This is a genomic window from Brachybacterium sp. J153, assembly GCF_036311905.1.
GTDB lineage: Bacteria > Actinomycetota > Actinomycetes > Actinomycetales > Dermabacteraceae > Brachybacterium.
This window is the reverse complement of the sequence record NZ_JAZDCH010000025.1, coordinates 28,695-54,734: the sequence shown is the minus strand read 5'-3', so window position 1 is coordinate 54,734 and position 26,040 is coordinate 28,695. Positions and strand designations below refer to the sequence as shown.

General features: G+C 73.7%; 25 protein-coding genes and 1 tRNA gene. 19 read left to right on the top strand and 7 right to left on the bottom strand.

Going from position 1 to position 26,040, the window contains the following annotated elements:
- Positions 1 to 38: 38 nt before the first annotated feature.
- Positions 39 to 773: a 5-formyltetrahydrofolate cyclo-ligase gene (locus V1258_RS11745; RefSeq protein ID WP_329749857.1), complete on the bottom strand. Its 735-nt coding sequence runs from the start codon at positions 771 to 773 to the stop codon at positions 39 to 41.
- A 63-nt stretch (positions 774 to 836) separates the two neighbouring features.
- On the opposite strand from V1258_RS11745, the gene V1258_RS11740 reads away from it, so the two are divergent.
- The 7 genes from V1258_RS11740 to V1258_RS11710 all read left to right on the top strand — a co-directional run bounded on the left by V1258_RS11740 (position 837) and on the right by V1258_RS11710 (position 7,741).
- Positions 837 to 1,463, top strand: coding sequence for a GNAT family N-acetyltransferase (locus V1258_RS11740; RefSeq protein ID WP_329749856.1), 627 nt, complete (start codon positions 837 to 839; stop codon positions 1,461 to 1,463).
- A 36-nt stretch (positions 1,464 to 1,499) separates the two neighbouring features.
- Positions 1,500 to 2,444: a hypothetical protein gene (locus V1258_RS11735; RefSeq protein ID WP_329749855.1), complete on the top strand. Its 945-nt coding sequence runs from the start codon at positions 1,500 to 1,502 to the stop codon at positions 2,442 to 2,444.
- 1 nt (position 2,445) lies between these two features.
- Positions 2,446 to 3,666, top strand: coding sequence for an alanine racemase (locus V1258_RS11730; protein ID WP_329749854.1), 1,221 nt, complete (start codon positions 2,446 to 2,448; stop codon positions 3,664 to 3,666).
- Positions 3,667 to 3,705: 39 nt separating this feature from the next.
- Entirely contained in the window at positions 3,706 to 5,034 is a 1,329-nt protein-coding gene (locus V1258_RS11725; RefSeq protein WP_329749853.1) for a D-arabinono-1,4-lactone oxidase, read from the top strand.
- A gap of 24 nt (positions 5,035 to 5,058) precedes the next feature.
- A complete protein-coding gene (locus V1258_RS11720; protein WP_329749852.1) occupies positions 5,059 to 5,961 on the top strand; it encodes an inositol monophosphatase family protein in 903 nt (300 codons plus the stop codon).
- Positions 5,962 to 6,038: 77 nt separating this feature from the next.
- Positions 6,039 to 6,111, top strand: a tRNA-Ala gene (locus V1258_RS11715).
- Between the two features lie 121 nt (positions 6,112 to 6,232).
- Positions 6,233 to 7,741 (top strand): Hsp70 family protein, encoded by a 1,509-nt coding sequence (locus V1258_RS11710; RefSeq protein WP_329749851.1) that lies wholly within the window; start codon positions 6,233 to 6,235, stop codon positions 7,739 to 7,741.
- 106 nt (positions 7,742 to 7,847) lie between these two features.
- Here V1258_RS11710 and V1258_RS11705 read toward each other — a convergent pair whose 3' ends face one another.
- Together V1258_RS11705 and V1258_RS11700 are read right to left on the bottom strand one after the other, a co-directional pair.
- A complete protein-coding gene (locus V1258_RS11705; protein WP_329749850.1) occupies positions 7,848 to 8,972 on the bottom strand; it encodes a Gfo/Idh/MocA family protein in 1,125 nt (374 codons plus the stop codon).
- Entirely contained in the window at positions 8,969 to 9,793 is an 825-nt protein-coding gene (locus V1258_RS11700; protein WP_329749849.1) for a sugar phosphate isomerase/epimerase family protein, read from the bottom strand. The genes V1258_RS11705 and V1258_RS11700 overlap by 4 nt, the downstream gene beginning before the upstream one ends.
- A 117-nt stretch (positions 9,794 to 9,910) precedes the next feature.
- On the opposite strand from V1258_RS11700, the gene V1258_RS11695 reads away from it, so the two are divergent.
- The 3 genes from V1258_RS11695 (at position 9,911) to V1258_RS11685 (ending at position 12,223) form a co-directional block, all read left to right on the top strand.
- The gene (locus V1258_RS11695; protein ID WP_329749848.1) at positions 9,911 to 10,636 is read left to right on the top strand and encodes a TetR/AcrR family transcriptional regulator; all 726 of its coding nucleotides are present in this window, start codon (positions 9,911 to 9,913) and stop codon (positions 10,634 to 10,636) included.
- Between the two features lie 106 nt (positions 10,637 to 10,742).
- Positions 10,743 to 11,456 carry an alpha/beta fold hydrolase gene (locus tag V1258_RS11690; RefSeq protein WP_329749847.1) on the top strand — a complete coding sequence of 238 codons (714 nt, stop codon included), beginning with the start codon at positions 10,743 to 10,745 and terminating at the stop codon, positions 11,454 to 11,456.
- The gene (locus tag V1258_RS11685) at positions 11,453 to 12,223 is read left to right on the top strand and encodes an alpha/beta fold hydrolase (RefSeq protein ID WP_329749846.1); all 771 of its coding nucleotides are present in this window, start codon (positions 11,453 to 11,455) and stop codon (positions 12,221 to 12,223) included. Before V1258_RS11690 ends, V1258_RS11685 begins: the two co-directional genes overlap by 4 nt.
- 27 nt (positions 12,224 to 12,250) lie before the next feature.
- Here V1258_RS11685 and V1258_RS11680 read toward each other — a convergent pair whose 3' ends face one another.
- A complete protein-coding gene (locus tag V1258_RS11680; RefSeq protein ID WP_329749845.1) occupies positions 12,251 to 12,664 on the bottom strand; it encodes a hypothetical protein in 414 nt (137 codons plus the stop codon).
- Positions 12,665 to 12,815: 151 nt separating this feature from the next.
- Here V1258_RS11680 and V1258_RS11675 point away from each other — a divergent pair, with 151 nt between their 5' ends.
- The 4 genes from V1258_RS11675 to V1258_RS11660 all read left to right on the top strand — a co-directional run bounded on the left by V1258_RS11675 (position 12,816) and on the right by V1258_RS11660 (position 15,858).
- A complete protein-coding gene (locus tag V1258_RS11675) occupies positions 12,816 to 13,886 on the top strand; it encodes a hypothetical protein (RefSeq protein WP_329749844.1) in 1,071 nt (356 codons plus the stop codon).
- 79 nt (positions 13,887 to 13,965) lie between these two features.
- Complete coding sequence (locus V1258_RS11670) at positions 13,966 to 14,781, top strand: hypothetical protein (RefSeq protein ID WP_329749843.1); 816 nt, start codon at positions 13,966 to 13,968, stop codon at positions 14,779 to 14,781.
- 26 nt (positions 14,782 to 14,807) lie between these two features.
- Complete coding sequence (locus V1258_RS11665) at positions 14,808 to 15,353, top strand: LysR substrate-binding domain-containing protein (protein WP_329749842.1); 546 nt, start codon at positions 14,808 to 14,810, stop codon at positions 15,351 to 15,353.
- A gap of 31 nt (positions 15,354 to 15,384) precedes the next feature.
- Positions 15,385 to 15,858, top strand: coding sequence for an S-ribosylhomocysteine lyase (locus V1258_RS11660; RefSeq protein ID WP_329749841.1), 474 nt, complete (start codon positions 15,385 to 15,387; stop codon positions 15,856 to 15,858).
- 70 nt (positions 15,859 to 15,928) lie between these two features.
- On the opposite strand, the gene malQ is transcribed toward V1258_RS11660, so the two are convergent.
- Positions 15,929 to 18,076: a 4-alpha-glucanotransferase gene (malQ, locus tag V1258_RS11655; protein ID WP_329749840.1), complete on the bottom strand. Its 2,148-nt coding sequence runs from the start codon at positions 18,074 to 18,076 to the stop codon at positions 15,929 to 15,931.
- 56 nt (positions 18,077 to 18,132) lie between these two features.
- Positions 18,133 to 19,743, bottom strand: a complete 1,611-nt coding sequence (locus V1258_RS11650; protein ID WP_329749839.1) for a dolichyl-phosphate-mannose--protein mannosyltransferase — start codon at positions 19,741 to 19,743, stop codon at positions 18,133 to 18,135.
- A gap of 43 nt (positions 19,744 to 19,786) precedes the next feature.
- Between V1258_RS11650 and rsmI the strand changes: the two genes are divergently transcribed.
- Entirely contained in the window at positions 19,787 to 20,629 is an 843-nt protein-coding gene (rsmI, locus tag V1258_RS11645) for a 16S rRNA (cytidine(1402)-2'-O)-methyltransferase (protein WP_329749838.1), read from the top strand.
- Positions 20,630 to 20,724: 95 nt separating this feature from the next.
- On the opposite strand, the gene rpmF is transcribed toward rsmI, so the two are convergent.
- Positions 20,725 to 20,895, bottom strand: a complete 171-nt coding sequence (gene rpmF / locus V1258_RS11640; RefSeq protein WP_329745042.1) for a 50S ribosomal protein L32 — start codon at positions 20,893 to 20,895, stop codon at positions 20,725 to 20,727.
- 240 nt (positions 20,896 to 21,135) lie between these two features.
- Between rpmF and V1258_RS11635 the strand changes: the two genes are divergently transcribed.
- From V1258_RS11635 to V1258_RS11620, 4 genes are all read left to right on the top strand, one after another.
- Positions 21,136 to 22,137 (top strand): TatD family hydrolase, encoded by a 1,002-nt coding sequence (locus V1258_RS11635; RefSeq protein WP_329749837.1) that lies wholly within the window; start codon positions 21,136 to 21,138, stop codon positions 22,135 to 22,137.
- Positions 22,134 to 23,057, top strand: coding sequence for a 16S rRNA (adenine(1518)-N(6)/adenine(1519)-N(6))-dimethyltransferase RsmA (rsmA, locus tag V1258_RS11630; protein WP_329749836.1), 924 nt, complete (start codon positions 22,134 to 22,136; stop codon positions 23,055 to 23,057). Before V1258_RS11635 ends, rsmA begins: the two co-directional genes overlap by 4 nt.
- Positions 23,054 to 24,055, top strand: a complete 1,002-nt coding sequence (locus V1258_RS11625; RefSeq protein WP_329749835.1) for a 4-(cytidine 5'-diphospho)-2-C-methyl-D-erythritol kinase — start codon at positions 23,054 to 23,056, stop codon at positions 24,053 to 24,055. Before rsmA ends, V1258_RS11625 begins: the two co-directional genes overlap by 4 nt.
- A gap of 369 nt (positions 24,056 to 24,424) precedes the next feature.
- Positions 24,425 to 26,017 carry an HNH endonuclease signature motif containing protein gene (locus tag V1258_RS11620; protein ID WP_329749834.1) on the top strand — a complete coding sequence of 531 codons (1,593 nt, stop codon included), beginning with the start codon at positions 24,425 to 24,427 and terminating at the stop codon, positions 26,015 to 26,017.
- Positions 26,018 to 26,040 lie beyond the last annotated feature (23 nt).

The window sequence follows — 26,040 nt, the reverse complement described above, 5'->3', positions numbered from 1 at the left end:
ACCGGAGGCAGTCTACGGCGCGCACGGAGGCGTGGTCCTCACGGTGTGGTGAGGCAGACGCTCCCCACGGCCGTGAGAGCTGTGGCCACCGGCACGTCCCGGGGCCCGCGGGGCAGCGCCCCGGCGGGGAGCACCTCGTGGGGATGCACGACGACGAGCACCTCGGTGGTGGCGGGCAGGCGGCTCAGCGCTCGGTCGTAGTACCCGCCGCCGTGACCGATCCGGGTGCCCGAGCGGTCCACGGCGAGGGCCGGGGCGAGGACCAGGTCGACGCTCTCCACGGCCTCGGGGCCGAGCCGTTCACCGTCGGGCTCGCGGCCGAAGCCGCGGCCGGGGGAGGGGACAAAGTCCGACCGCCCGTCCCAGCGGATCCAGTCCAGCTCCTCGCCGGCCGCAGCGGGGAAGAGCAGCTCGGCGCCGTGCTCGGCGAGCGCGCGGACCAGCGGCAGAACATCGGCCTCGGTGGGGGTGGGGTGGAAGGCGGCGACCCGCAGGGGCTCGCCCGTCGGCCGCTCACGGCTGCGTTCGATCAGGGGGTCGCCCGCCGTGCGCAGCGCCGCGGCCTCCGCGGCCCGCCGCACAGCGCCCTCCGTCCCGCTGTAGCGGGCGCGTCGCTCGGCTCGCAGTCGGATCCGCAGCTCCTGCTTCTGTGCGGGGAGCGCGTCGCGCGCGGCGCCACCGCGGTGCACGGCGTCGTCCCCGCCGACGGTCCCCCTGACGTCTCCGTCGTCGTGCTCAGTCTCCGGGAGCTCGTGACCGGTCGCCTCGTCCATGCCTGCAGGGTCGCACATGCGCGTCGTCGGGGCAGGGGGTCCGCCCGGCCGTACGATGGCGCGATGGTGCACGTGTGGCCGCTGACGCTGCGGGACGGGGAACTGGTGCTGCGGCCGCTGCGTCGCCGGGACCGGGGCGCCTTCGAGCGTCTCCGCGAGCGCAACCGCGACTGGCTGCGCCCCTGGGACGCCGCCGACCCCGATCGTCCGCGCAGCACCCTGCCCTTCCCGGTGCTGCGCCGCTGGAACGAGCAGCAGGCGCGGCGCGGCGCGTACCTCCCCTTCGCCCTCGAGGTCCACGGCCGTCTGGTCGGGCAGATCACCGCGGGTCCGCTGCAGTACGGCGCGCTGCGCACCGCGGTGCTGGGGTACTGGATCGACCGCGATCAGGCCGGGGCGGGTCTCGTCCCCCGGGCCGCCGCGCTCGTCATCGACCACCTCTTCGCCGAGATGGGGATGCACCGGGTGGAGGTCACGGTCCGCCCGGAGAACGCCCCCAGCCTCCGGGTGGTCGAGAAGCTGCACCTGCGGCCCGAGGGACTGCGCCGCGGGGCGATCTTCGTGGACGGCGCCTGGCGGGACCATCTCGTCTTCGCCCTCACCGCGGAGGAGGTCGTGACCGACGCGGAGGGCCGCGGGGTGCTCGCGAGATTGCGGACGGAGTTCGGGGCCGACACGCCCGCGACGTGACCAGGGAAATCACATCGGTGTCATTACCCTGGGCTCGTGGAGACCATCAACCTCGGAGCCGTGCTGTTCGCTCTGCTGCTGCTGCTGTGGGTGGCGTACGCCCTCCCTCGCACCGCCGGCCGGCGCGAGGTGATGGGGCGCGCCCGCGCCCAGGAGATCGCCGAGATGTCCTCGGAGGCCCGGGATCTGTCCGAGGCCGTCCACGCCCGCCGCTCGCCCAGCCGTGAGGTGACCGCCCCCATGCCCCAGGACCGCCTGCTCCTGCGCCCCGCTGATCCCACCCGTCGGCCCCGGTTCGACGCGGACCCCGGGGTCCGCATCGACCTCTCCGAGGAGCGGCAGCGCTCCCGCCGCCTCATGCGCGTGCTGCTCGCGGCTCTCGCGCTCGGCACCGCGGCGCTCGTCGTGGCCGCGGTGATCGGCCCCGTGAGCTGGTGGGTGCCGCTGATCTCCGGGGGCGCCCTGCTGATCTACCTGGCGGGTCTGCGCCGTGCCGAGGTCCAGCGCCGCGCCCGGGCCACCCGGGCGGCGACCCTGGCGCGCCAGGAGCGCGCGGAGCAGGAGACCGCTCGCCGCGCCGCGGCCCGGGGTGCGGGCCCTGCGGAGGCTCCGCGTGCTCGCGAGTCGGTGCCGGGCACTGGATCTGTCGAGCCTGCCGCGACCGTCGCCAGGGTGTCCGGCGAGGAGTCCGAGGCGCCGGTGCGTCGCGCTCCCCTCGAGACCACCTCCGCCCGGGCCGCGGAGCAGGTCGCCGCGCCGGGCGAGTGGATCCCGCGCCCCGTGCCGCTGCCCACCTATGTCCTGCGCGGGGAGGTCGACGACCTCGCGACGCGCCACGCCGCCCACCGCGAGTCCCTGCGCGCCACCGCGGTGCCGCTCGAGCGGGACGGCGTCGAGGCGATCGAGGCGGCCGATGAGGCCGCCGCACCGCCGGCCCTCGACCTGGGCCTCGACGAGGTCCTCGCCCGCCGCCGCGCCTGAGATGACCACCCGCCCGGGGATCGCGGCGATCGCGGCGCTCCTCGACGCCGAGGGATACCGGGAGCGCCCGATCGCGGTGCTCGACCTCGACGCCTTCGACGCGAACCTCGAGGACCTCGCCCGCCGGGCGAGCGGGCGCCCGATCCGCATCGCCTCGAAGTCCCTGCGCGTCCGCGCCCTGCTCGAGCGGGCGCTCGCCCACCCCGCGACCCGAGGCGTGCTCGCCTACACCCTGCCGGAGGCGCTCTGGCTGGTGGACCACGGAGCCCGCGACGTGGTCGTCGCCTATCCCACCGCCGAGGCGGGAGCGCTGCGCCGCCTGTCCGCGCGGCCCGACGCGCTGCGCGCCATCACGCTCATGGTCGACGAGTCCGCTCAGGCGGACCTGATCCTCGCGGCGACCGCGGATCTCCGCCTCGGCCGCGACCGTCCGCCGCTGCGGGTCGCGCTCGAGGTCGACGTCTCCTACGCGCCGCTGCCCGGAGTCCGCGTCGGCGCGCACCGCTCCCCGGTCCGCACTCCGGCCCAGGCCGCCGCGCTGGCGCGCGAGATCCAGGACCGGCCGGCCCTGCAGCTGGTGGGGATGATGGCCTACGAGGGGCAGATCGCCGGGGTCGCCGACGCGGCCGCCACACCGTACGGCGCCGCGGTGCGGGCCATGAAGCGGCTCTCCCGTCCGGATGTCGCCCGCCGCCGCGCGGCGGCCGTCGCGGCCGTGCGCGAGGTGGCGGAGCTCGAGTTCGTCAACGGCGGCGGCACCGGCTCCCTCGAGTCCACGGCCGCGGAGAGCGCGGTCACCGAGGTCGCCGCGGGGTCCGGTCTCATCGGCCCGGGTCTCTTCGACGGCTTCCGGGACTTCTCCCCGCGACCGGCGCTGCATCTCGGCGTCTCGGTGGTGCGTCGGCCCGCGCCCGGGGTCGCCACCGTGCTCGGCGGAGGCTGGGTGGCGAGCGGCCCGCCGGGCCCGGACCGACTGCCCACGATCGCGCATCCGCCCGGTCTCCGTTACGCCCCGCAGGAGGCGGCGGGGGAGGTGCAGACCCCCGTCCTCGGCCCCGCGGCCGATCGACTCCGGGTGGGGGACACCGTCTGGCTGCGGCACGCCAAGGCCGGCGAACCGGCAGAGCACGCCCTGACCTATCTCCTCGTCGCCGGCGATCCCGAGCCCGCCCTCGTCGGCGCGGTCCCGACCTACCGGGGCGAGGGCGCCCTGTTCCTCTGACCTCACGACCGCCGTCATCCCGGTGCGAAGGAGCCCCGCATGACCCGTCGACCCGCCGTCCCCACCCGCACCTGGAGCGGAGGCCACCGCTGGTCCCCGCAGCAGATCCTCACCCCGCGCAGCGAGGCGGAGGTGCTCGCCGGGATCGCGGCCGCCCGGGCAGCCGGCCGGCCGCTGCGGGTGGTGGGAGGCGGTCACTCCTTCAGTCCCCTCGCCGCGACCGACGGCGCGGCGATGAGCCTGGACCACTACCAGGGACTGGTCCGCGCGGATCGGGCCAGTGGTCTCGTCACCCTCCGCGGCGGCACTCGGCTGTGGGAGATCGCGGACCTGCTCGCGCCGCACGGTCTGGCGCTCGAGGTGATGGGGGACATCGACCGGCAGTCGATCGCCGGCGCGATCCAGACCGGCACCCATGGCACGGGAGCGGCCTTCACCGGATTCGCCGGCATGGTGCGCGGCCTGCGCCTCGCCCTGCCCGACGGCAGCATCGTGGAGACCTCGCCCGCCGAGGATCCTGACCTCTTCGAGGCGGCGCGGCTGGGCCTGGGGGTCATCGGGGTCGTGCTCGAGGTGACGCTCGCATGCGTGCCGCGATTCCGGCTCGCGCTCACCGAGAGCACCGAGGACCTCGACGGCACCGTCCGGGCGTTCGCGGCCCGCTCCCGGGAGGAGGACCACCACGAGTTCTTCTGGTTCCCGCGCACCTCGCGGGCGACCGTGCGCACCGCCGTGCGCGTCCCGGCGGAGACTCCCGTCCTCCGCCCGGGGCGCGCGGCGGAGCTGCTGCAGCGGGAAGTGCTCGGCAACGGCGCCTGGGAGGTGCTGTGCCGCGCCGCCTCCGCCGTGCCCGCCGCGAGCCGGCCGGTCGCAGAGGTCGCTTCCCGCGTGTTCGCGGGCTCGGCCGTGACCGACGACTCCGCGGCCGTCTTCGCCGCCCCGCGCCGCGTGCGCTTCCACGAGTCGGAGTGGGCGATCCCTGCCGAGCGCTTCGAGGAAGCCTTCACGGCGCTGCGGCGCCGGCTCGAGGAGGAGCGGGTGCGCGTCACCTTCCCGCTCGAGATCCGCCGGGCCGCCGCCGATGACGTCTGGCTCTCCACCGCCTCGGGACGCGACACCGTGTACCTCGCCGCGCACCGCTACCACCGCGAGGACCCCGGCCCCTACCTGCTGCTGGTCCAGCGCACCCTCGCCCCTTTCGCGGCCCGGCCCCACTGGGGCAAGCGGCACTGGCTCGGCGCATGGGAGCTGGCGGCGCTGTACCCGCGCTTCGAGGACTTCCGGGCCGTGCGGGCGGCCGTGGATCCCGAAGGTCTGCTGCTCACCCCGTACCTGCGCCACCTGCTGGGCGTCGCACCCGCGGCCTGAGCGCCCCGCCGTAGGCTGGACGCGATGAGCATCCAGCCCGCCTCCGCCCCCACGCCCTCCGCCGACGAGCTGCTCCGCATCGCGGTCGCCGCCGCCCACGAGGCGGCCGAGTACCTCCGCTCGCTGGACCGCGACGCGCTCGACCGCGAGTACAAGACCTCGAGCCACGACATCGTCACCGTCCACGACCGTCGCAGCGAGGAGATCATCGTCGCCTCCCTGCGGGCCGCCCTGCCCGACTGCCGGATCGTGGGGGAGGAGGGCGGGGAGCGTCCCGCCGAGGAAGCGGGCCCGGACCAGGTCTCCTTCTACGTCGACCCGATCGACGGCACCAGCAACTTCGCGGCCGGCCTGCCGCTGTTCTGCGTCTCCATCGGGGTGGCGATCGGCACCGGCGAGGACGAGCGCCTCGTGGCGGGCGTCATCGACGTGCCGATCCTGCACCAGGTCTTCACGGCCGCCGACGGGCCCGCGTTCCTCAACGGGCGCGAGATCGCCCCCCGCGCCACGAAGCCGGCCGCGGATGCCCTGCTGGTCACCGGCTACCCCAGCCAGCGGATCATCTCCGAGGAGCCGGAGGTCGCCGCCCGCGCCGCGAGCGATCTGCACCTGGGGGTCTCCGCCGTGCGCCATCTCGGATCCGCCGCGATCGAGCTCGCCTACGTCGCCGCTGGCTGGGCGGATGGGACGGGACTCGGCTCGATCAACGCCTGGGACGTGGCGGCGGGCTTCCACCTCCTCGAGCGGGCCGGCGGCTCGCTGCGCACCTGGCCGGCGCTCGGCGATCCGCGCCGTCCGGCGCACCACCAGCCGGCCTACGCCGCCTGCACCGGCCCGGAGCGGATCGAGGTGCTCGACCGCCTGATGGACGAGCTGCAGGCGGCCCGCGAGGCGCGCGCCGCCGGGTCCACCCCGACGCCCATGTGATCCTCGTCAACGGCGGCTGACCTGGTGTGCGAGCATCCTCCCCGCAGTGCTAACCTGCTCTGGTCGCTCGACGACATGGGGCTATGGCGCAGTTGGTAGCGCGTCTCGTTCGCAATGAGAAGGTCGGGGGTTCGAATCCCCCTAGCTCCACCGCAGGCCGAGGCCGCGGCATCCTCCAGGGGTGCCGCGGCCTTCTGCGTCCCGCCCCGGAGCCGCCTCCACCCCTGGACACGCGGTGGTCCGGACTGCCGCTCCGGGTTAGCGTCAGGACATGCGCATCGGCATCGATCTGGGCACCACGCGAACCATCGTCGCGGGCGGCGACCGCGGCAACTATCCCGTCCTGACCGTCCCGGACCCCGACGGGGATCCCCAGGACCACGTGCCCTCCGTCATCGCCCTCGACGGGGACCGGCTGGTCCACGGTCACGCCGCGGTGCGGGCCGCGCAGGACGGCGCCCCGCACCTGCGGTCCTTCAAGCGCCTGCTCGCCGACCCAGAGGCACATCCGGGCATGATGGTGCGGATCGGCTCGCGGGAGCTGCCGCTGCTGGACCTGCTCACCGGCTTCCTCGCCGCGGTGCGCGCGGCGCTGCCCGCGGAGGTCGTCGGGCGGGGCGACGGCACCGTGCCGGCCGCGGTCTCGGTCCCCGCCCACGCCCACTCCGCCCAGCGCGTGATGACCCTCGAGGCCTTCCGGCGGGCCGGCTTCGAGGTGCTGTGCCTGCTCAACGAGCCCTCCGCGGCGGGCTTCGAGTTCTCCCACCGCCAGGCGCGCTCCCTCACCGCGCGCCGCACCCGCATCGCCGTCTACGACCTCGGCGGCGGCACCTTCGACGCGTCCCTGCTGGAGACCGACGGCACGCGCCACGAGGTGCTCGACAGCGTCGGCATCGCCCGGATCGGCGGGGACGACGTCGACGTGCTCCTCGCCGAGCTCGCCCTCCGCGGCACCGGGACCTCCCTCGAGGATCTCGACCCCGCTCCGCGGGCCGCGCTGCTCGAGGAGGCGCGCGGCGCGAAGGAGCGGATCGCCCCGCAGACCCGCCGGATCCTCGTCGAGCGTCCCGAGACGGTCTCCGACCAGCCGGCCCTGATCCCCGTCGAGGAGCTGTACGCGGCCGCCGCCCCGCTGGTCGACCGGACCATCGAGGAGATCGCCCCTCTCGTCGGCGCCCTGGACCGCGACTCCGCCCTCGCGGGGATCCACCTCGTCGGCGGCGCGACCGCCCTGCCGCTCGTGCCGCGGATGCTGCGCGAGCGCTTCGGACGCCGAGTGCACCGCTCCCCGTATCCCGCGGCGTCCACCGCGATCGGACTCGCGATCGCGGCCGACCCGGACGCGGGCGTGACCCTCACCGACAGGCTCTCCCGCGGCCTCGGTGTCTTCCGGGAACGGGAGGCGGGAGGCGGCGTCGCCTTCGATCCGATCCTGACCCGCGACGCGCCGCTGCCCGAGAGCGGGGTGCGGACGGTGACCCGCCGCTACCGGGCCGCGCACGACCTCGGCTGGTTCCGGGTGGTCGAGCACGGCGCCGTCGACGCGGCGGGGGAGCCGCGCGGCGACCTGGTGCCCTACGCCGATGTGCTCTTCCCCTTCGACCCCGCCCTGCAGCACCTCGACGGCGAGACCCTCCTGGGCCGGCCCGTGCGGCGCCGCGAGGACGGCCCCGAGGTGGAGGAGGTCTACACGGTGCACCCTTCGGGCATCGTCGGCCTGCGGATCACCGACCTCGACACCGGCCACTCGCGCGAGTACGGGCTCGCACAGCGCGGCTGACCCACGCGCGAACCGCACGGCATCCCACAGCACGACACCCCCTGCACCGTGCGGTGCAGGGGGTGTCGTCGCAGGCGGCGGCTCAGATCCTCAGATCCTCAGATCCTCAGATCGTCGCGGCGAGGGGGTCGAAGTCGACCGGGACCAGCGGGATCTCGCCGACCGAGCTGTTCACGGTGACGAACTCGCCCGAGGCGGCGGACTCCTCGGCGGAGAGCATCACGTCGAGCACGTGGTAGCCCAGCTCGCCGCTCGCGACGTGCGGACGGTCCTCGGCGATGGCCCGGACCATGTCCAGCAGGCCCATGCCGCGGCCGACGACGACGCCCTCCTGGGGCACCTCGATCCAGTTCTGCTCCGGCGGGCGCTCGCCGAAGGACTCGAACGGCTTCACGTAGGCGATCCGGCCCTCGAACATGTTCGGGTCGGGGACCACGAGGGAGCCCTCGGTGCCGTGGATCTCGACGATGCCCTGGCGGGCGAGCGGCGAGTCGAAGCTGACCAGGGAGGTGCCGGTCTGCCCGGCCTCGAACTGGGTCAGCACCGAGATGGTCGAGGGGACCTCGACGGGGAAGGTCTGCCCGGCGTTCGGGCCCACCTGGATCTCGCGCTCCTCGCGAGCCTTGAGGCCTACGGCGGCGACCTTGTCGACGGTGCCGAACAGGCTCACCAGGGTGGTGAAGTAGTACGGACCGATGTCGAGCAGCGGGCCGGCGCCCTTCGCGAAGAGGAAGCCGGGGTTCGGGTGGAAGACCTCGGGGCCCTGGTACTGCATCGAGGTCTGCGCGAAGAGGGGACGGCCGATGGTGCCCTTGGCGATCTCCCGCTTGGCGGTCTGCACACCGGGGCCGAGCACCGTGTCGGGGGCGCAGCCCACGCGCAGGCCCGCCTCGTCGGCGGCCTTCAGCAGCGCGGCGGTGGACTCGCGGTCCAGGCCCAGCGGCTTCTCGGTCCACACGTGCTTGCCGGCCGCGATCGCCGCGGAGGAGATCTCGGCGTGGACCGCCGGGATGGTCAGGTTGACGACCACCTGCACGCCCGGGTGGTCCAGGACGTCCTGGGCCGAGCCGTGCGCGGGCACGCCGTGCTTCTCCGCCTGGGATCGAGCGCGGTCGAGATCGAGGTCGCCGAGGATCAGCACCTCGACGTCCGGGAAGGAGTTCAGGTTCTCGAGGTAGGTGTCGGAGATGACGCCCACGCCGATGAAACCGACGCCGACGGGGGCGCTCATGCGACGAAGCCCCCCTCGACGAGGAAGGTGTAGCTGTCGCGGATGTCCTCGAAGACGTCGCCGGGGGCGTTGTCGTACTCGATGACGGCGTACTGCACGTTCTTCGCGGCCTTCAGGGCGGCCTCGGTGGGCACATCGCCCTCGCCGGCGTGACGCTGGTCGAGGTCGGCGGAGGAGAACTTGGGGGCGTCCGGGGCGAAGGGGTTCGAGGCCGGGGCCTTGCCGTCCTTCACGTGGATCGCGGTCACGCGGTCGCCGAGGCGCTCGATGAGGGCGACGACGTCCTGCTGGCCGGCGAGGGCCCAGAACAGGTCCAGCTCGATCTGGACCGACGGATCGACCAGCGAGATGAAGTACTCGTAGGCGGTGACGCCGTCGAAGGACGCCACGAACTCCTGGGAGTGGTTGTGGTAGCCGACGGCGAGGCCGAAGCCCTTGGCCTTCTCGGCGGCCGCGTTGAGGCGCTCGGCGATGTCCTTCACGCCGTCCTCGGTCAGCCAGCGATCGGCGGCGACCATGGGCTCGAAGACCGTCTTGATGCCGATCTCGGCGGCCGCCTCGAAGACGACCTCCTGGGCCGGGGTGGGGATGGAGCCGTCCGGGGTCCACAGCTCGTCGGAGAGCAGCGGGGCATGGCCGGTGGGGGAGGCCAGGCCGGCCTTGTCCAGGGCCTCGCGGATCTCCTGGGGGCGGCGCACGAAGTCGAAGGCCTCGACGTTCTTCAGGCCGATCTCGGAGAGCTTGGCGAGGGAGCCGTCCATGTCCGCCGAGAACTCGGCGGCGAGGGTGTAGAGCTGGATGGAGGCGAGGGGTGTCGTCACGAAGGTCCTCTTTCACGCGTCATCGTCGGGCGAGAGCCACGTCTCACCGACGTGGTGGAAGAACGCTAGCACGCAAAAACCTCCATGTGGAGGCTTTGGCGGGCTAGAGTTCGGCCCATGACGCCCGCGACGCCCCCAGAGCCCCCCTCGACGCCCCCGGACGGAGCCCCGGAGACGCACCCCGACGCACCTCTCGAGGCGACCCCCGAGGAACCCGTCGCGATCGGTCGCCCCGGGGCGTACTCCAAGGGCGTTGCGCGGCGGCAGGAGATCCTCGACCGGGCGATCGAGGTCTTCCGCGAGCGCGGCTCGGACGGCACCTCGCTGCGGCGCATCGCCACCTCGATCGGCGTCTCCCATGCGGCCCTGCTGCACTACTTCGACTCCCGCGAGCAGCTGCTGGTCGCCGTCTACCAGCACGCCGAGGCGCAGCGGGACGCCGCGGAGCGCGGGGAGGAGTACAGCAGCGGGGTCAGCCGGGCCGTCGACGAGATGGTGCGGGCCGCTGTGCTGAACGTCGAGATGCCCGGGCTGGTGAAGCTCTACTCGACGCTCGTCGCCGCCTCGCTCGAGGCCGACGCCGGCCCCTCGCGAGACTTCTTCGCCCCCCGCTTCGAGCACCTGCGGGAATCGCTCACCGCCGCCCTGCGCTCCGAGCAGGAGGCGGGGGCGGTCCGCGACGACGTCGATCCCGCGCACATCGCCGCGCTCGTCATCGCCGCCTCCGACGGCCTGCAGATCCAGTGGCTGCTGGAGCCCTCGATCGCCCTGCGCGACACCCTGGCGACTCTCGCGACGCTGCTCGCGCCGCCCCCGGTCCGGCAGCCGGCCACCGCCGACTGAGCCCGCCGCCCGATCGCTCACATCCCCGCGTCGTAGCCGTGCTCACTCCGGTACGCTCCCAGCGCAGCGCGGGCGGCCCGCGCGCTCATCGGGGGAGGGGATGGGGATGACGCACAGCATCGTGCTGATCCACGCCGTGCGCTCCTCCCGCAGCATGTGGGCGGGCCAGGTGCGCCGGCTCCGGAAGAAGGGCTTCGAGGTCCACGCCCCGGACCTTCCCGGGCACGGCACGCGCCGCGGCGAGCCGTTCACCGTCGACGCGGCGCTCGCGACGATCGACGCGGCCGTCGACGCCTGCGCCGAGCCGCCGCTGCTCGTGGGCCTGTCCCTGGGCGGCTATCTCACCCTCCACTGGGCGGGACGCTCCGCGGATCGCCTCGCCGGCGTCGTCGCGGCCGACTGCACGATCGTCCCCGGCCCCGCGCTCGCCCGCCTCTACGGGCTGTGGATGACCATGAAGGACTGGCTCCCCGGCGACTCCGACTCCCGCGTGGAGCGCTCCTTCGCCCGTCGGCACAGCCGCAAGGCGGCCCGCCGCTACTACGGCGGCGGTCGCGCCCACGGCGTGGTCGCCGCGGTGGTGCGCGCGATCGGCGGGATCGACCTGCTCGCGGACGTCGCCGCGATCTCCGTGCCGATCACCTTCGTCAACGGCGAGCACGATCCGTTCCGCCGTCATGAGGCGCTGTTCCTCGAGGCCGCGCGCGACGGGGAGCTGGTGGTGCTCGAGGACGCCGGGCACATCGCCAACCTCTCGCGACCTAAGCGGTTCACCAAGATCCTGCGCCGCTGCGCGGCCGGCGCGCCGCTGCCGGTATGAGCCCCTGGCCCGTCGTCCTGGTCCACGGGGCGCGCACCTCCCGCAGCCAATGGGATCTGCAGCTGCCCGGGCTGCGCGCCGCCGGGCACGAGGTGCTCACCCCGGATCTTCCCGGGCACGGCACGCGACGTGCGGAGCCCTTCCTCCTCGAGGCCGCGCTCGCGGGGATCGAGGACGCGCTCGCCACCGCCCCTGGTCAGGGGCCCGTGCACCTGGTGGGCAGCTCCCTCGGCGGGCTGCTGGCGATCGCGGTCGCCGGCCGACGCCCTGCCCGTCTCGGCTCGCTGACCGCCTGCGGCGCCGCCGTCCGCCCCTCGCCCCTGACCGCCCGCCTCTACGCAGCGCTGATCGCGGCGACCGATCGGCTGCCCGGCGCAGGGGCCGACGCGGATCCCCGCCTGCTCCGGCTCCTACTGGGCGCCGACGGTTCCCGGGCGTACCTGCGCGGGGGACGGGCGGATCTCGAGACGGTCGGCTCCGCGCTCCGCGCCGTCGGACCTCTCGATCCGCTCCGGGACCTTCACCGCACGCAGGCGCCCGTGACCTTCCTCCACGGTCGCTTCGACCAGCTGCGCTTGCACGAGCGCTCCCTCACCGCCGCGGCGGCGCACGGCCGCCTGGTGGTCCTGCCCTACGGCACCCATCTCGTGAACCTCACCCGGCCCGGGCGCTACACCGCCGAGCTGCTGCGGGTCCTCGCCAGCGCGGAGGGCGCCGCCCGTGCAGAGGACCCCGCTCGCGCCGCGCGCGGGTCGTCGGCCGCCTGAGCGCCGCGGCGCTCCGGAGCCGCCCCGTCAGCCGGGCAGGGACCCCGTGCGGAGGAGGTGGTCGAGCTCTCCCGCGAAGCGTTCGGCGTCGTCCTTGCGGTGGGGGAGCAGCCTCAGGTCGCGCTCGCCGTCGACCAGCAGCCGCAGCCGCGTGAAGGCACCCTTCTGGTACTCGACCCCCCGCACCTTCGCGGCGGGGATCGAGCGCAGCGCCTTCGCCCGGGCACGCCACCCGCCGACCCGAGAGAGCACCACCCGGGAATCGGTGACGATAAGGACCGTGGGGGCGTCGCTCGCGACGGCGGGGAGGGCCAGCAGCGCCCGCTCGGAAGGCTCGAGCACGTCTCCCGTGCGGCGCAGCCCCAGGTCCGCGTACAGCTCGTTGTGGGACAGCGCGGCGGCGTATCCGTTGTCGGCGGCTCGAGGATCCACGGTGTTCACGCGACGATCGTAGGGGACGGCGCGGCGCGGTCGACCGCCATGGGGAGTCCTCCCCATGGCCCTCCTCCGGGCGCCCCGCCTACGGTGGTCCCGGCATCACGAGGGCCGCACCGACCGGTGCGCGCCGGGGACGAACAGGGGCGTCAGGACGATGAGCGGTTTCTACGGAGCGGACACCGAGCAGCTGCGCGATCACGCGCAGTCGATGCTCGAGCGCGCGCGGCGGCTCGGCGAGCTGCGGGACGCGCTCGAACCGCTCGTGATGGATGACAGCATCTGGCGCGGCACTGATGCGGACGCCTTCCGCCAGGACTGGGCCTCCCGCATCGCCCCCTCCTTCTCGCAGGGCTCCGAGCGGATCCTGGAGAAGCGCAACGAGCTCGATCGGCACGCCGAGGAGCAGGACTCGGCCTCGGATGTCGGCGGGGCGGCTGGCAGCTCCGGCGGCGGCAGCGGCGAGGGCGGCGGCTGGAATCCGCTGGGCCTGCTGAAGGACGTCTGGCTGAAGGGCCAGGGGATCTACGGCGGCGTCCAGAAGATGATGAAGTTCATCGACGCGATCCCCAGCGCTGCCGACGAATTCGCGAAGCTCAGCGAGGCCGGGCTGTCGAAGCTCTGGAAGTCCGCCTACCTCGACGAGCTGTTCCAGGGCGGCAAGGGCTGGCAGGCGGCCGGTGAGAAGCTGCTCTCCAAGCTGGGCATCCCCAACGCCCTCGGTGATTTCAAGCCGCTCTCGGTCCTGAACAAGCTCGACGACGTCGCCCCCTGGCTGAAGACCGCCGGCCGGGGCCTCGGCAAGGTGCTGCCGGCCGTCGACGTGATCACCGGCGGCATCAATGCCTACAAGGGCTTCACCTCCGGCGACGTCTACGGCGGCGTGAGCGGCAGCCTCAGCGCCGTCGGCGGAGCCCTGCTGATCGCCGCGCCCTTCACAGGACCCGCCGCCCCGATCGTCGGCGCGATCGGTGCCGGTCTCGGGATCGTCTCCGTCGGCATGGACCTCGGGCGGGAGATCTACCGCAACTGGGACGGGATCACCTCGACCGTCGGCGGTGCCTTCTCGACCGCCGGCGACGTGATCAGCGGAGCGGCGACGACCGCGAGCGATGCCATCGGCGGGGCCGTCTCGACGGCGGGCGAGGCGATCGGCGACGCGGCCTCGACGGCGAGCGATGCGATCGGCGGGGCCATCGACGGTCTCGGCGACGCCTTCGGCTTCTGACCCCGACCCTCTTCGGCCATCCCTGACCAGCCATGACCAGCCCTGACCAGCCCCGCCCCCACCCCCTAGGATCGGTGACATGACCAGCCCCACCCTGATCTCCGAGCGCGACGCCGCCGGTGCCTACGCCCTGCTCGCCACCGCGGCCGAGGACCCCTCCGTGCTCGCCGTGCTCAGCGATGAGGAGCTCCTGGCCCTCGAGGGGCTGGAGGGCGCCGAGCTCGCCGGCAGCCCCTTCCTCGAGGCCTCCGGCTTCGATCGCGAGCAGGCCGCCGCGGTCGCCGCCCGCTCCCTCATCGCCCGCGGCCTGGTGGTGCTCGACGAGTCCCGGCAGCAGCCCGAGGGCGAGGACCTCGAGACCGGGCAGACCGTCACCCGCGCCGCCCAGCTCGATCCCACCCTCGCCGGACTCCTCACCCTGCGCGGTATGCCGCTCGCGATCCTCAACCTCACCCGCCAGGTCGAGGAGCAGGCGACGAGCCTCATGCTCTACGTCTTCCCGCAGGACGGCATCCTCGAGGAGCTGGTCACCGCGGACGGCTTCCACCACTTCAGCCTCCCCACCCGGTCCGTCGTCCCCGAGCGGCTCGCCCGCTATGTCGACCAGGCCCAGGTGGCAGGGGAGGAGGACGGCGAGTCCGTCACCGGCACCGCCGCCGAGCTCGAGGCCGACTCGCCGATCGGGCGCCGCCTCGCGGACACCCGCGCGCTGACCGTCATCACGAGCGCTTCCGGCGAGGGCTCCTCCCAGCTCTCCGTGATGGCGACCGCCACCTCGGTGCACGCCATGGACACCCCCTCCTCGCCCGAGGACCGGGTCGAGGTGCGGGAGATCTCGGCGGGGTCTCTGCGCGAGCTGCTCGCCCGGATCCTGCCCTCCGTCAGCGCCGCTTGACCCGGAGGGGGCCGTACGCTGGCCCCATGGACCACCCGCATCTCCGCGTGGGCTTCGTGCCCGGCGTCGAGCCCGACCGCTTCCTGCGCCGCTGGAGGACCGGACGTCGACCCGCGCGACTCGACCTGATCCCGGTGCCGCTCTCGCACCAGCGGGACGCCCTCGCCGCGGGCGAGGTGGACATGTGCTTCGTGCGCCTGCCCGTCACCGACGATGATCTGCACGTCGTCGCCCTGTGGGAGGAGCGGCCCGCGGTCGTGGTCGCGACGGAGAACGTCCTCAGCCTCCTCGAGGAGGTCACGGAGGACGATCTCGCGGAGGAGACGGAGATCCGGGCCGAGCATCCGGACGACGCCGCGGACCGCGTGGCCGTCGTCGCGACCGGCATCGGCTACACCCGCATGCCGCTCTCCCTCGCGCGGCTCCACCATCGCAAGGACGCCGCCCACCGGCCGCTGGTCGACGCCGAGCCCACCCGCATCGCGCTGGTCTGGCCCCGCGGCGCCGACGACCCGATCCGTCAGGAGTTCGTCGGCGTGGTGCGCGGCCGCACCGCGCGCTCGAGCCGCTGACCCGCCCCCACCCCCACCCCAGGAGAACCCCGTGACCGAGCAGCCCCGCATGAACGTCGAGAGCTTCAACCTCGACCACCGCACCGTCGCCGCCCCCTATCTGCGGATCGCCGACCGCAAGGAGCTGCCCGGCGGCGACGTGCTGACGAAGTTCGACATGCGCTTCACCCAGCCGAACGCCGAGCATCTCGAGTCCGAGACCGTGCACTCGCTCGAGCACCTGATGGCCGAGCATCTGCGCAACCACACCCGCGACGTCCTCGACGTGTCCCCGATGGGCTGCCGCACCGGCTTCTACGTGCTGCTGGTCGGCGACCACACCGTCGAGGACGTCGCCCCGCTGCTCGCGGCGACCCTCGAGGACGTCCTGGCGGCCACCGAGGTGCCCGCCGCGAACGAGGTCCAGTGCGGCTGGGGCGCCCACCACACGCTCGAGGGCGCCCAGGCCGCGGCCCGCGCCTTCCTCGCCGAGCGCGAGCAGTGGGGACAGGTCACCGCGGGCTGAGCTGACCCTCCCGGGTCAGCCCGGCAGTGTCGGGCCCCGCGCCGCTCAGCCTGACTCGACCCCGCGCCCTTCAGCCCAGCTCGGCCCGCACGGCGGCGAGCAGGCGAGCGGTGCGGGCGTCGGACGCGATCTGATCCACGCCGATCGGGCGCAAGTCCGGATCGGCGAGCGGGATGCGCCAGTTCGGGTATTCCTCGTCCGTGCCGGGCTGGTTCTGGATCCGCCGCTCGCCCACGCAGTCCACGAGCGAGACCCCGAGCAACATCGCGGGGGTGCGGGCCAGATGCCGGTGCAGCGCGACCACGATCTGCTCGAGCTCGAGCTCGTCGGTGGGCAGCGCGGGCAGCAGCTGCTCGGCGCGCAGCAGGTCGAGCACCTGTTCGCGCTGGGCGGCATCGGTCGCCCGCTCCTCGTCGAGGCCCCGCTCGAGCAGCCCCAGCTCGTGGCGCAGGGCGACGTGGTCGCCCGCCAGATAGCCCGCGGTCGGCGGGAGGTCATGGGTGTTCACCGAGGCCATGCACAGGGCGCGATAGTCCTCGGGACGCAGCGGCCGCCCCTCGCCGTCGTGCTCGAACCACAGGATCGAGGTCCCGAGGATCCCGCGATCCACGAGGCAGTCGCGCACCCAGGGCTCGAAGGTGCCGAGGTCCTCGCCGATCACCAGGGTGCCCGAGCGCTGCGCCTCGAGGGCGAGGATCCCGATCATCGCCTCGTGGTCGTAGGAGACGTACGCGCCGTCGGAGGCCTGATGCCCCGCGGGGATCCACCACAACCGGAACAGCCCCAGCACGTGGTCGATGCGCAGCGCCCCGGCATGGCGCATCAGGGTGCGCAGCATGTCCCGCCAGGGCCGGTAGGACGCCTCGGCGAGGCGCTGCGGGTGCCACGGCGGCTGGCTCCAGTTCTGACCCTGCTGGTTGTACTGGTCGGCCGGGGCGCCGACGGTCGCGCCGCGGGCCAGGACGTCGCCGAGGTTCCAGGAGTCCGCCCCGACCTGCTCGACGCCGACCGCGAGATCGTGCATGATCCCGATCCGCATCCCGGCCTCGCGCGCCGCCGTCTGGGCGGCCGCGAGCTGCTGGTCCAGCAGCCACTGCACCCACACGTGGAAGTCGACGCGGCCTGCGAGCTCCGTGCGGGCCCGCTCGCGATCCGCCTCGGTGAGCGCGCGCAGTCGTTCCGCGGCCGACGCCGGATCCGCCCCGGGCGCCGTCCGGGCCTCCTCGGCGAGGGCCGACCACACGGCGAAGTCCTCGAGCCCCTGCCCCTCTCGGGCGCGGAACGCCTCGAACAGCGCGCTGCGGGCGGGGGAGAGGCCGGCGGCGAAGAGCTCCTCGAGGGCGAGCAGCTTCGCGGCGAGCGGCCGGTCGCGATCCAACGACTCGACGGCTGAATTCAGCGGAGCGACCTCGGCGTGCAGCAGGTCGATCCGTTGACGGGCGTGGGCGGGCAGGTCGCGGTACTCGGCGATGTCCTCGATGCGCAGCATGAGCGGGCTCGGGAAGCGGCGGGTGACCGGGAGGTACGGGGAGGGCTCGACCGGAGGCGTCGGATACGAGGCGTGCAGGGGGTTGATCAGCAGGAAGTCCGCACCGTGACGGGCCCCGAGGATCGCGGCGAGATCCCGCAGGTCGGCGAGATCGCCGATCCCCCAGGAGCGCTCCGAGCGCACCGAGTACAGCTGCGCCTGCACGCCGACGGCCCGGCGGGCGCGGAACGCCTCGTGCACGGTGAGCCGCGCGGGCACGATGACCACGTCGGCCTCGTGGCGGCCGTCGGCGGCCTCGGCGACCAGTCGGTGCCAGCCGAGCGGCAGACCCGCCGGCAGCGCGAAGCGCGCCCGACCGCGCAGGGCCCCGTCGAGATCGACGGGAGGGGTGAAGTCCTCGACCTGGACGAGGTCCCGGCGCGAGCCGTCCTCGAGCTCGAGATGGACCCCCACGGCCGTTCCGTGCGGGACGTGCACCGGGATGCTCGTCTCCCGGTCCTCGCGCAGCACCGTCACGGCCGGCAGGGTGCGCCGCCAGCGCTCGGACTCCCGCTCCTCGCGATATCGCGCCACGTCGGCATCGGACTCGGCGTGCACGCCGAGGGCCGAGAGGACGGCGTGGAGGGTGTCGTCGGCGACGTCGCGCCGGATCCCGTCCCAGCCCCAGTAGTCGGTGCCGACGCCCAGGTCGCGGGCGAGATCGCGCAGTGCTGCGGAGTCCAGAGCCATGCGCACATCGTACGGGCGTCAGGTGCTCCGACGCGCCTGCTGACCGTGGTTTGCCGTCAGCTCCAGCTGGGCAGCCAAATGCGGTAGTGCCACTGCTCGGCGTCGATCACCTGGCCGGTCCACAGGGGCCAGAAGAAGGCCGAGACCAGCACGATCAGCACCATCAGGGAGCCGACGAAGAGACCGCCCGCGAGCCGGCGCTCACGGTCCGCGTCCTCCCCTCCCAGCACCAGGCCCAGCACGTAGGCGAGGCACAGCATCACCCAGGGGGTGAAGGCGATCGCGTAGAAGGTGAAGATGGTCCGGTCGAGGTACATCAGCCACGGCAGGTAGCCGGCGGCGATGCCGGAGAGCGCGGCCCAGGCGCGTCCGTCGCGGAACCAGACCGCGAGCACCAGTGTCACCACGACGGCCAGGGCACCCAGCCACCAGATCAGCGGGTTGCCGACGTTCAGGATCTGGGCGGCGCAGCGGGCGACCTCGCAGCCCTGCTCGCCGTAGTCGTAGGAGCGGTAGTAGAAGTTGGTGGGGCGGAGCATGATCAGCCAGCCCAGCGGGCTGGCCTCGTAGGGATGCTCCGAGTCGAGGCCGACGTGGAACTCGTAGGCCTGCCGGTGGTAGATCCACAGCGAGTGCAGCGCGTCGACGATCGGGGTGCCGGTCGCGACGCCCTGCTCGGCGGCGACCTGGCGGTGGTAGCCGATCGCGGAGGCGAACCAGCCGGACCAGCTCGCGACGTAGACGACCAGCGCCGTCCCCACCGTGGCGAAGAAGGCGGGGATCGCATCGCGCAGCAGCCCGGAGAGGAACCACCTGCGCCGGGCGACCGTGCGCCGCGCCCACCAGTCCCACAGCACGGTCATGATCCCGAAGACGGCCACGAACCACAGCCCGGACCACTTCACCGAGCAGGCCATCCCCAGCAGCACTCCGGCGAGCAGTCGCCAGGGCCGCAGACCGCCCGGGACGCCGAGCGGCGGCTCCGCCTCGGCGGAGGTCTGGATCCGGGCCATGGTCATGGCGAGGCGCGCGCGGAACCGGTCGCGATCGATCAGCAGCGCGCCGAAGGCCGCGAGCGCGAACACCATCACGAAGTTGTCGAGCAGGCTCGTGCGGGCATGCACGATCGCCATCCCGTCGACTGCCATGAGCAGGCCCGCGAGGAGACCGACGGCGGTGGAGCGGAACAGTCGCCGACCGATGAGGGTCACCATCAGCACGGCGAGGGAGCCGGCGAGGGCGGTCGAGATCCGCCACCCCCAGGGGCTGTCCGCTCCGAGCAGCATCATCCCGGCGCCGATCAGCCACTTCCCGAGCGGGGGATGGACCACGTAGGCGGGATCGCCCTCGAGGTACGTGTCGACGTCCCCGGCCTCGAAGGCGGCGTCGGGCTCCTCCGGCCAGTCCATCTCGACGCCCTCCTGGGTGAGGGCGTAGCCGTCCTTGACGTAGTAGGTCTCGTCGAAGATCAGCTCACCGATGCCGCCGAGGCCCCAGAGGCGGAGCACGAGCGCGAGCCCGAAGATCGCCATCGCCGCCGCCCAGGCGAGACGCCCGGCGGGGCGGTGATCGACGTGCAGTCGACGTCGCCAGGAGGCGAGGAGGGCTTCGGGCTCGTCGCCGATCTCGGCGCGATGCGTCGGGACCTGCTCCTCCTGCGTGTGCACGCGCACATGCTAGGTCATGGCCCTGCCTCGATAGCATGGCGGGATGTTGGAGCCCGGAGTCCTCACGCTCGCCGCGACCCCCATCGGGAATCCGCTCGACGCCTCGGTGCGCCTGGTGCGGGCGCTCGGCTCGGCGGACCTCATCGCCGCCGAGGACACCCGGCGCCTCCATCGCCTGCTCACCGATCTCGAGGTCGAGGCCGCCGGGCGGGTCCTCTCGTACCACGAGCACAACGAGGCGGAGCGCACGCCGCTGCTGCTCGAGGCCCTCGCGGCCGGGCAGCGGGTGCTGATCGTGACCGATGCCGGGATGCCGGTGGTCTCGGACCCGGGCTTCCGCGCGGTGCGCGCCGCGACAGAGGCCGGACACCCCGTCACCGTGCTGCCGGGCCCGTCGGCCGTGCTCACCGCCCTCGCCGCCTCCGGGATCGCCCCGGACCGCTTCGCCTTCGAAGGGTTCCCGCCGCGTCGGGACGGTCGGCGCGCCGCCGCCTTCGAGCCGCTCGCGGGGGAGGAGCGCACGCTGATCTTCTTCGAGTCGCCACGCCGCACCGCCGCGACCCTCGCGTCGATGGCCGCCGCCTTCGGCGCCGAGCGTCTGGCCGCGGTGGCTCGGGAACTGACGAAGACCCACGAGGAGGTGCTGCGCGGGACCCTCGGGGAGCTCACCGCCTGGGCCGAGGGCACGGAGGTGCTCGGGGAGATCGTGATCGTGGTGGCGGGGGCCGAGCCGACGACGGCGAGCGCCGAGGACCTCGTGGAGGCGGTGCTGGCCCGGGCCGCGGCGGGGGAGCGCCTCAAGGACGCCGCGAAGGAGGTCGCCCGAGGTCGCAGCGGGGTCACCGCGAGCGCGCTCTACGACCTCGCCCTGCAGCGGAGGGGCTGATCGTCACGCTGGACGTCACGAGGACGACGACGCCCCCGTCACCACGGAGGGTGACGGGGGCGTCGTGACAGCTGCGGGGCCGGGCCCGCGCGGGATCAGTCCTCGATCTGGAGGAGACCGCGCTGGTAGGCCTTGGCGAGGCGACGGGGCACATTGGCGGTGCGGCCACGCACGGTGACCTGCACGAGGCCGGCGTTGTCGGCCTTCCACTGCGCGCGGCGGGACCGCGTACGAGCGCGGGACATCTTGAACTTGGGCACTGCCATGGGAACGCTCCTTGACGGTCCGGAGGATGGTCGGGCGTCGGCATCCCGCCCGAGCAGCGACCCGAACCCACTCCAGCGGAATCGGGGCGCTCGGGTGCACGAAAGGGACGCGCAACGACGCCCCATCTTGCCACAGGACGCGCGCTCGCGCTCCCTCCGCTGCCCGTGAGCTATCCCACCGCGGCGCGCGGTCGCGGGGAACCCGGCGGACGACGACGGCCCGGCTCCTACGATGGTCGCATGCCGTCCCCGAACGAGACCGAGACCGCGTCGACCAGCGCAGCGCCGACCGTCGCGTCCGCCGCCCCCGAGCCGGTGCGCCGCCGTGAGGACATCGACCCGCGAAGCTCCTCCCGGGATCGCTCCTGGCCGCCGGAGCCCGAGCCGCTGCCGTTCCCGGTGATCGACAACCACTGCCATCTCGACTTCGCCGACGGCGAGCAGCACCTCACGGTCGGCGAGCACGTCCGCCGGGCGGCTCGAGCCGGTATCGACGGCCAGATCACGATCGGCTCCGACCTCGAGGCGGTGCGCTGGACGGCCGCACTGCTCGCCGATCCCGCCTGCCCCCCGAGCCTCGTCGGCGGCGTCGCGATCCACCCCAACGAGGCGGCGCTCCACGCCCGCGGCACCGACCATGACGGCCGCCCGCTCGTCGACCTCGACACCGCGCTCGCCGAGGTCGCCGAGCTCCTCCGCGGACCGCGGATGGTCGTGGTGGGGGAGACGGGCCTGGACTGGTTCCGCACCTCGCGGAAGGACGAACGCGCCCGCGCCGCCCAGATCGACGCCTTCCGCGCCCACATCGCGCTCGCCAAGGAGCTCGATCTCCCGCTGCAGATCCACGACCGCGATGCGCACCGCGACGTGCTCGAGATCCTCGAGGCCGACGGCGCTCCCGAGCGCACGGTTTTCCACTGCTTCTCCGGTGACGCCGAGTTCGCGCGCGCCTGCGCCGACCGCGGCTGGTACCTGTCCTTCGCCGGCACCGTGACCTTCAAGAACTCCGTCCCGCTGCGGGAGGCGCTCGCCGAGGTCGGGCTCGACCGGGTGATGGTCGAGACCGACGCCCCCTTCCTCACCCCGGTGCCCTACCGCGGCCGCCCGAACTCCTCGTACCTCATCCCGCTGACGATGGCCACGATCGCCGAGGTCACGGGGACCGAGCTGACCGAGGCGTGCCGACGGGTGCGGGCCACGACGGAATCGGTCTACGGCGCGCTGTGGACGGCGGCGGCATGAGCCGGGACGCAGGGGCCGGCGCCGCGAGCGCGGCGGGTGCCGAGCGCGAGAACGCGGGCCTGCTGCTCACCCACCGGGACATCCGGGAGCTGGCCGAGGCCGCGGGCATCCGGCCCTCGAAGCAGCGGGGCCAGAACTTCGTGATGGACCCGAACACCGTGCGCACGATCGTCGGCCGGGCGCGCCTCGAGCCGGGCCGGTCCGTGCTCGAGGTCGGTCCGGGCCTCGGCTCCCTCACCCTCGGCCTGCTCGAGGCGGGAGCCGACGTGGTCGCCGTCGAGCTGGACCGCGGACTCGCCGAGCTGCTGCCGCTCACCCTGCGGGCCCGCGGTGTCGCGGAGGACCGCTTCCGACTCGTGCATGCCGATGCGCTGCAGGTGACCGAGCTGCCGTCGCTGCCCCGTGCGGGCGAGCCCACGGCGCTCGTCGCGAACCTGCCCTACAACGTCGCGACCCCGATCCTGCTCACCGTGCTCGAGCGGTTCCCCTCGATCCGCACGGCGCTCGTGATGGTGCAGTCCGAGGTGGTGGACCGCCTCGCCGCCGGCCCTGGCTCGCGCACCTACGGCGCCCCGAGCGTGAAGGCCGCCTGGTACGGCCGCACCGAGCATGCCGGTCGGATCTCCCGGCAGATCTTCTGGCCCGTGCCCAACGTCGACTCGGCCCTCGTCGAGCTGGTCCGCCACGAGACCCCGCTCGGGGACGACGCGGAACGCGCCCGGGTGTTCGCCGTGGTCGACGCAGCCTTCGCGCAGCGGCGCAAGACCCTGCGGGCGGCTCTGGCCGGATGGGCCGGTTCCGCACCCCGTGCCGAGGCAGTGCTGCGCGCGGCCGGCGTGGACCCGTCGGCCCGCGGCGAGACCCTCGAGATCGCGCAGTTCCAGGCCATCGCCCGCGCCGCCGACGAGGTGCCCGCATGAGCGGGGTCCCGGCGTCGGGTGCGGACCAGGGGACGGGTGCGGGATCGGGGGCCGGTGCGGGCTCGGGCGCCGGTGTGGGCCTCCCGCGGCGGGTCGTCGTGCGGGCACCGGGCAAGATCAACCTCTCGCTCGCGGTCGGCGCCGTGGACGCGCGGGGCTATCACGTGCTCGAGACGCTCTTCCACGCCGTCGACCTGGCCGAGACCGTCACCGCCGTCCCGGCCGACGAACTCTCTCTCACGGTCGACTCGGCCGTGCCCGGGGAGATCCCGCTCGACGGCCGCAACCTCGCCCTGCGCGCCGCCGAGCAGCTCCGCGCCGAGCACGACGTGAGCGCCGGCGCGGAGCTGCACATCCGCAAGGAGGTCCCGGTCGCAGGCGGGATGGGCGGCGGATCGGCCGACGCCGCCGCGACCCTCGTGGCCCTCGACCGACTCTGGGGCTTGGGGCTGAGCGAGGCGCAGCTGCGCGCCCACGCGGCGCGGCTGGGGGCCGACGTGCCCTTCGCACTCCGCGGACGCACCGCGCTCGGCCGCGGCAACGGGGGAGACCTCTCCTCGGTGCTCACGGCGATGCACCCCACCTGGCTGCTCGCCGTGCCGGGCGGACACCTGTCGACCCCCGAGGTCTACCGCCGGCACGACGAGATCGCCGCCGCCCGCGGACGAACGCTCGCCCCCGCGCCACGGATCGACCCGCGCCAACTCGAGGCCCTCGCGAGCGGAGACCTCGAGCTGCTCGGACGCACGCTCCACAACGATCTCCAGGACGCCGCTCTCGCCCTCCATCCCGGGCTCGAGCCGGTCCTCGCCGCCGCGCTGCGCGAGGGCGCCCTGGGTGCGCTGGTCAGCGGCTCGGGGCCGACGATCGCCGTGCTGGTCGCCGACGAGGCCCAGGCGCGGGGCGTAGCGGCCGCCCTGCAGTCGGCGGGGCTCGTCGAGAGCTGCCTGATCGCGGAGGGCAACGCCCCGGGGGCACGGGTGCTCGAGGAGAGCTGAGGGGCTCCCGCTCGTCTCCCGGCGGGCCTCTCTGTCGTCTTCCAGTGGGCCCCCGTCCGTCTTCCGGCGGGCCTCCCGCCGTGTGCCACGCGCTATCACCTGCGCGTCCGATGGAAGAATTCTCCTGCATATCAGGGACGCGCCGCCTGCTTCGTCGTTCCTGCACCCGAGAAATCCCTCTTCTCACGCCGCGCGTCGCGCTCGAGCGGGCCAATCGTGCAGCGTGCGGCGTGCGGGCCCACGGGTGAAGAATGGGGGCCAGTAAGAATCGTTCCTCCCCAGTGGGTAGTTATCCACAAAAGGAAACTACTGCCCAGTAGATAGGCGATTCCCCTTGCTCTATTCGAAAGGGTGTACGAGACTGGAGGCATGACATCTTCGGGGGACGGCGCGAGCAGGGTCGCCGGTGGGGCGGTGCTGGAGGACCAGCACATCCGCCTCGCCGAGGTCGACCTCTCTGCTGCTCGCGACGCTCTCGCCCGGATCGGCGCCGAGGGTTCCGAGACGCTCGACGCCCTCACCGCGCCGGAGTCCATCGCCCTGCTCGCCGAGCTCACTCGGATCGACGGCGCGCTCGAGGCGATCCGCGCCCGCGCCCTCATCCGTCTCGAGGAGGCCGTGCGCGAGGACTGCGCCGAGCGCGGCGAGAGCCCGCGCCGCGCCGTCGACATCGCCCGCACCGAGGCGTCCTTCGCCCTGCGCTCCTCCCGCGCGGTGGCCGGTCGCAGCCTCGCCACCTGCCGCCGGCTCGTGCTCTCGCTGCCCGGTCTGCTGCGGAGCCTCGCGGAGGGCACTCTGTCCCCCGAGGCGGTGCATCAGGTCGGCGTCGTGCTCGGCCCGGTCGAGCCGGAGATCCGTCGGCAGGTCGACGAGATCCTCACCTCCCGGCTGGAGGAGCACCAGGACTGTGGCCCCCGGGAGTGGTCGGACCTCGCCGAGAAGGTGCTCCACAGCCTCGATACCGCGGGAGCCGCGCCCCGGCATCATCGGGCCCGCCGAGAGCGGCACGTGCGGATCCGTCGCGCCCCGCACGGGATGGCGAAGGTCTCCGCGCTGATCCCCGCGGCGGACGGCGCCAGGATCCGCAAGGGTCTCTCCGTCGCGGCGGAGGCCGCGCGTGCCGGCGGCGACCGACGCGGGCACCAGCAGATCATGGCCGACCTCTTCGCGGACGCCCTCGTCGGCCGCGGCGACGGCGTCGACCCCGCGACTCTCGAGCTCGGGATCATCATCACCGACCGCTCCCTCCTCGCGCCGGAGCATGCCGACGCCGCGATCCTCGAGGGCTTCGGGGCCGTGCCCCTCGAGCACGTGCGCGAGGAGATGCGCCGCACCGCCAGGGACGCCGAATCCGCGGATCCCGAGCTCGCGCACACGCTGCGCCGCCTGTACACCGATCCGGAGGACGGTCAGCTGGTCGCGGTCGAGTCCCGCTCCCGTGCCTTCCCGCCCGCGCTGCGCCGCTTCCTCACCTATGCCCACCAGAGTTGCCGCGCCCCGCACTGCGATGCCGACATCCGGCAGATGGACCACATCGTCCCCTGGTCCGAGGGTGGGGAGACCTCCCTCGCCAACGGCAACGGACTGTGCGCCGCGGACAACGCCAAGGAGAGCGCCGGGGTGCGTGCCCGCGTCATCGAGGACGAGACGAGCGTGCGCCGCGGCGTCCGCTGGATCAGCCGCTACGGGCAGGTCGCAGAGCGCGGAGCCGTGGACCTCGACCCCCTCGGGACCTACCGGAACCGGGTCCGGCGAGAACCGGCAGACCACGAGCGACGGCGGGATGAACCCGCCCCGCAGCCCCAGACAGACCCCGGGTCACAGCCCCTGCCCACGCTGCAGCACGCCCTCGAGGCCCTCGTGATCCCGCTCCGGGACGGCACGAGGTCCCACCCGCAGGGCTCCCGAGGATCGGCGTCTCGCCGTGTCGATCTCTACTGCCTCCGGTCCGAGGCCGCCTGAGCCTCCGCGAGACCCGACGGACC

Bases quoted from the DNA above. Each gene is read 5' to 3' on its own strand.
- V1258_RS11745 (WP_329749857.1), bottom strand. From the start codon at position 773: ATGGACGAGGCGACCGGTCACGAGCTCCCGGAGACTGAGCACGACGAC.
- V1258_RS11740 (WP_329749856.1), top strand. From the start codon at position 837: ATGGTGCACGTGTGGCCGCTGACGCTGCGGGACGGGGAACTGGTGCTG.
- V1258_RS11730 (WP_329749854.1), top strand. From the start codon at position 2,446: ATGACCACCCGCCCGGGGATCGCGGCGATCGCGGCGCTCCTCGACGCC.
- V1258_RS11725 (WP_329749853.1), top strand. From the start codon at position 3,706: ATGACCCGTCGACCCGCCGTCCCCACCCGCACCTGGAGCGGAGGCCAC.
- V1258_RS11720 (WP_329749852.1), top strand. From the start codon at position 5,059: ATGAGCATCCAGCCCGCCTCCGCCCCCACGCCCTCCGCCGACGAGCTG.
- V1258_RS11710 (WP_329749851.1), top strand. From the start codon at position 6,233: ATGCGCATCGGCATCGATCTGGGCACCACGCGAACCATCGTCGCGGGC.
- V1258_RS11705 (WP_329749850.1), bottom strand. From the start codon at position 8,972: ATGAGCGCCCCCGTCGGCGTCGGTTTCATCGGCGTGGGCGTCATCTCC.
- V1258_RS11695 (WP_329749848.1), top strand. From the start codon at position 9,911: ATGACGCCCGCGACGCCCCCAGAGCCCCCCTCGACGCCCCCGGACGGA.
- V1258_RS11690 (WP_329749847.1), top strand. From the start codon at position 10,743: ATGACGCACAGCATCGTGCTGATCCACGCCGTGCGCTCCTCCCGCAGC.
- V1258_RS11685 (WP_329749846.1), top strand. From the start codon at position 11,453: ATGAGCCCCTGGCCCGTCGTCCTGGTCCACGGGGCGCGCACCTCCCGC.
- V1258_RS11675 (WP_329749844.1), top strand. From the start codon at position 12,816: ATGAGCGGTTTCTACGGAGCGGACACCGAGCAGCTGCGCGATCACGCG.
- V1258_RS11670 (WP_329749843.1), top strand. From the start codon at position 13,966: ATGACCAGCCCCACCCTGATCTCCGAGCGCGACGCCGCCGGTGCCTAC.
- V1258_RS11665 (WP_329749842.1), top strand. From the start codon at position 14,808: ATGGACCACCCGCATCTCCGCGTGGGCTTCGTGCCCGGCGTCGAGCCC.
- malQ (WP_329749840.1), bottom strand. From the start codon at position 18,076: ATGGCTCTGGACTCCGCAGCACTGCGCGATCTCGCCCGCGACCTGGGC.
- rsmI (WP_329749838.1), top strand. From the start codon at position 19,787: ATGTTGGAGCCCGGAGTCCTCACGCTCGCCGCGACCCCCATCGGGAAT.
- rpmF (WP_329745042.1), bottom strand. From the start codon at position 20,895: ATGGCAGTGCCCAAGTTCAAGATGTCCCGCGCTCGTACGCGGTCCCGC.
- V1258_RS11635 (WP_329749837.1), top strand. From the start codon at position 21,136: ATGCCGTCCCCGAACGAGACCGAGACCGCGTCGACCAGCGCAGCGCCG.
- rsmA (WP_329749836.1), top strand. From the start codon at position 22,134: ATGAGCCGGGACGCAGGGGCCGGCGCCGCGAGCGCGGCGGGTGCCGAG.
- V1258_RS11625 (WP_329749835.1), top strand. From the start codon at position 23,054: ATGAGCGGGGTCCCGGCGTCGGGTGCGGACCAGGGGACGGGTGCGGGA.
- V1258_RS11620 (WP_329749834.1), top strand. From the start codon at position 24,425: ATGACATCTTCGGGGGACGGCGCGAGCAGGGTCGCCGGTGGGGCGGTG.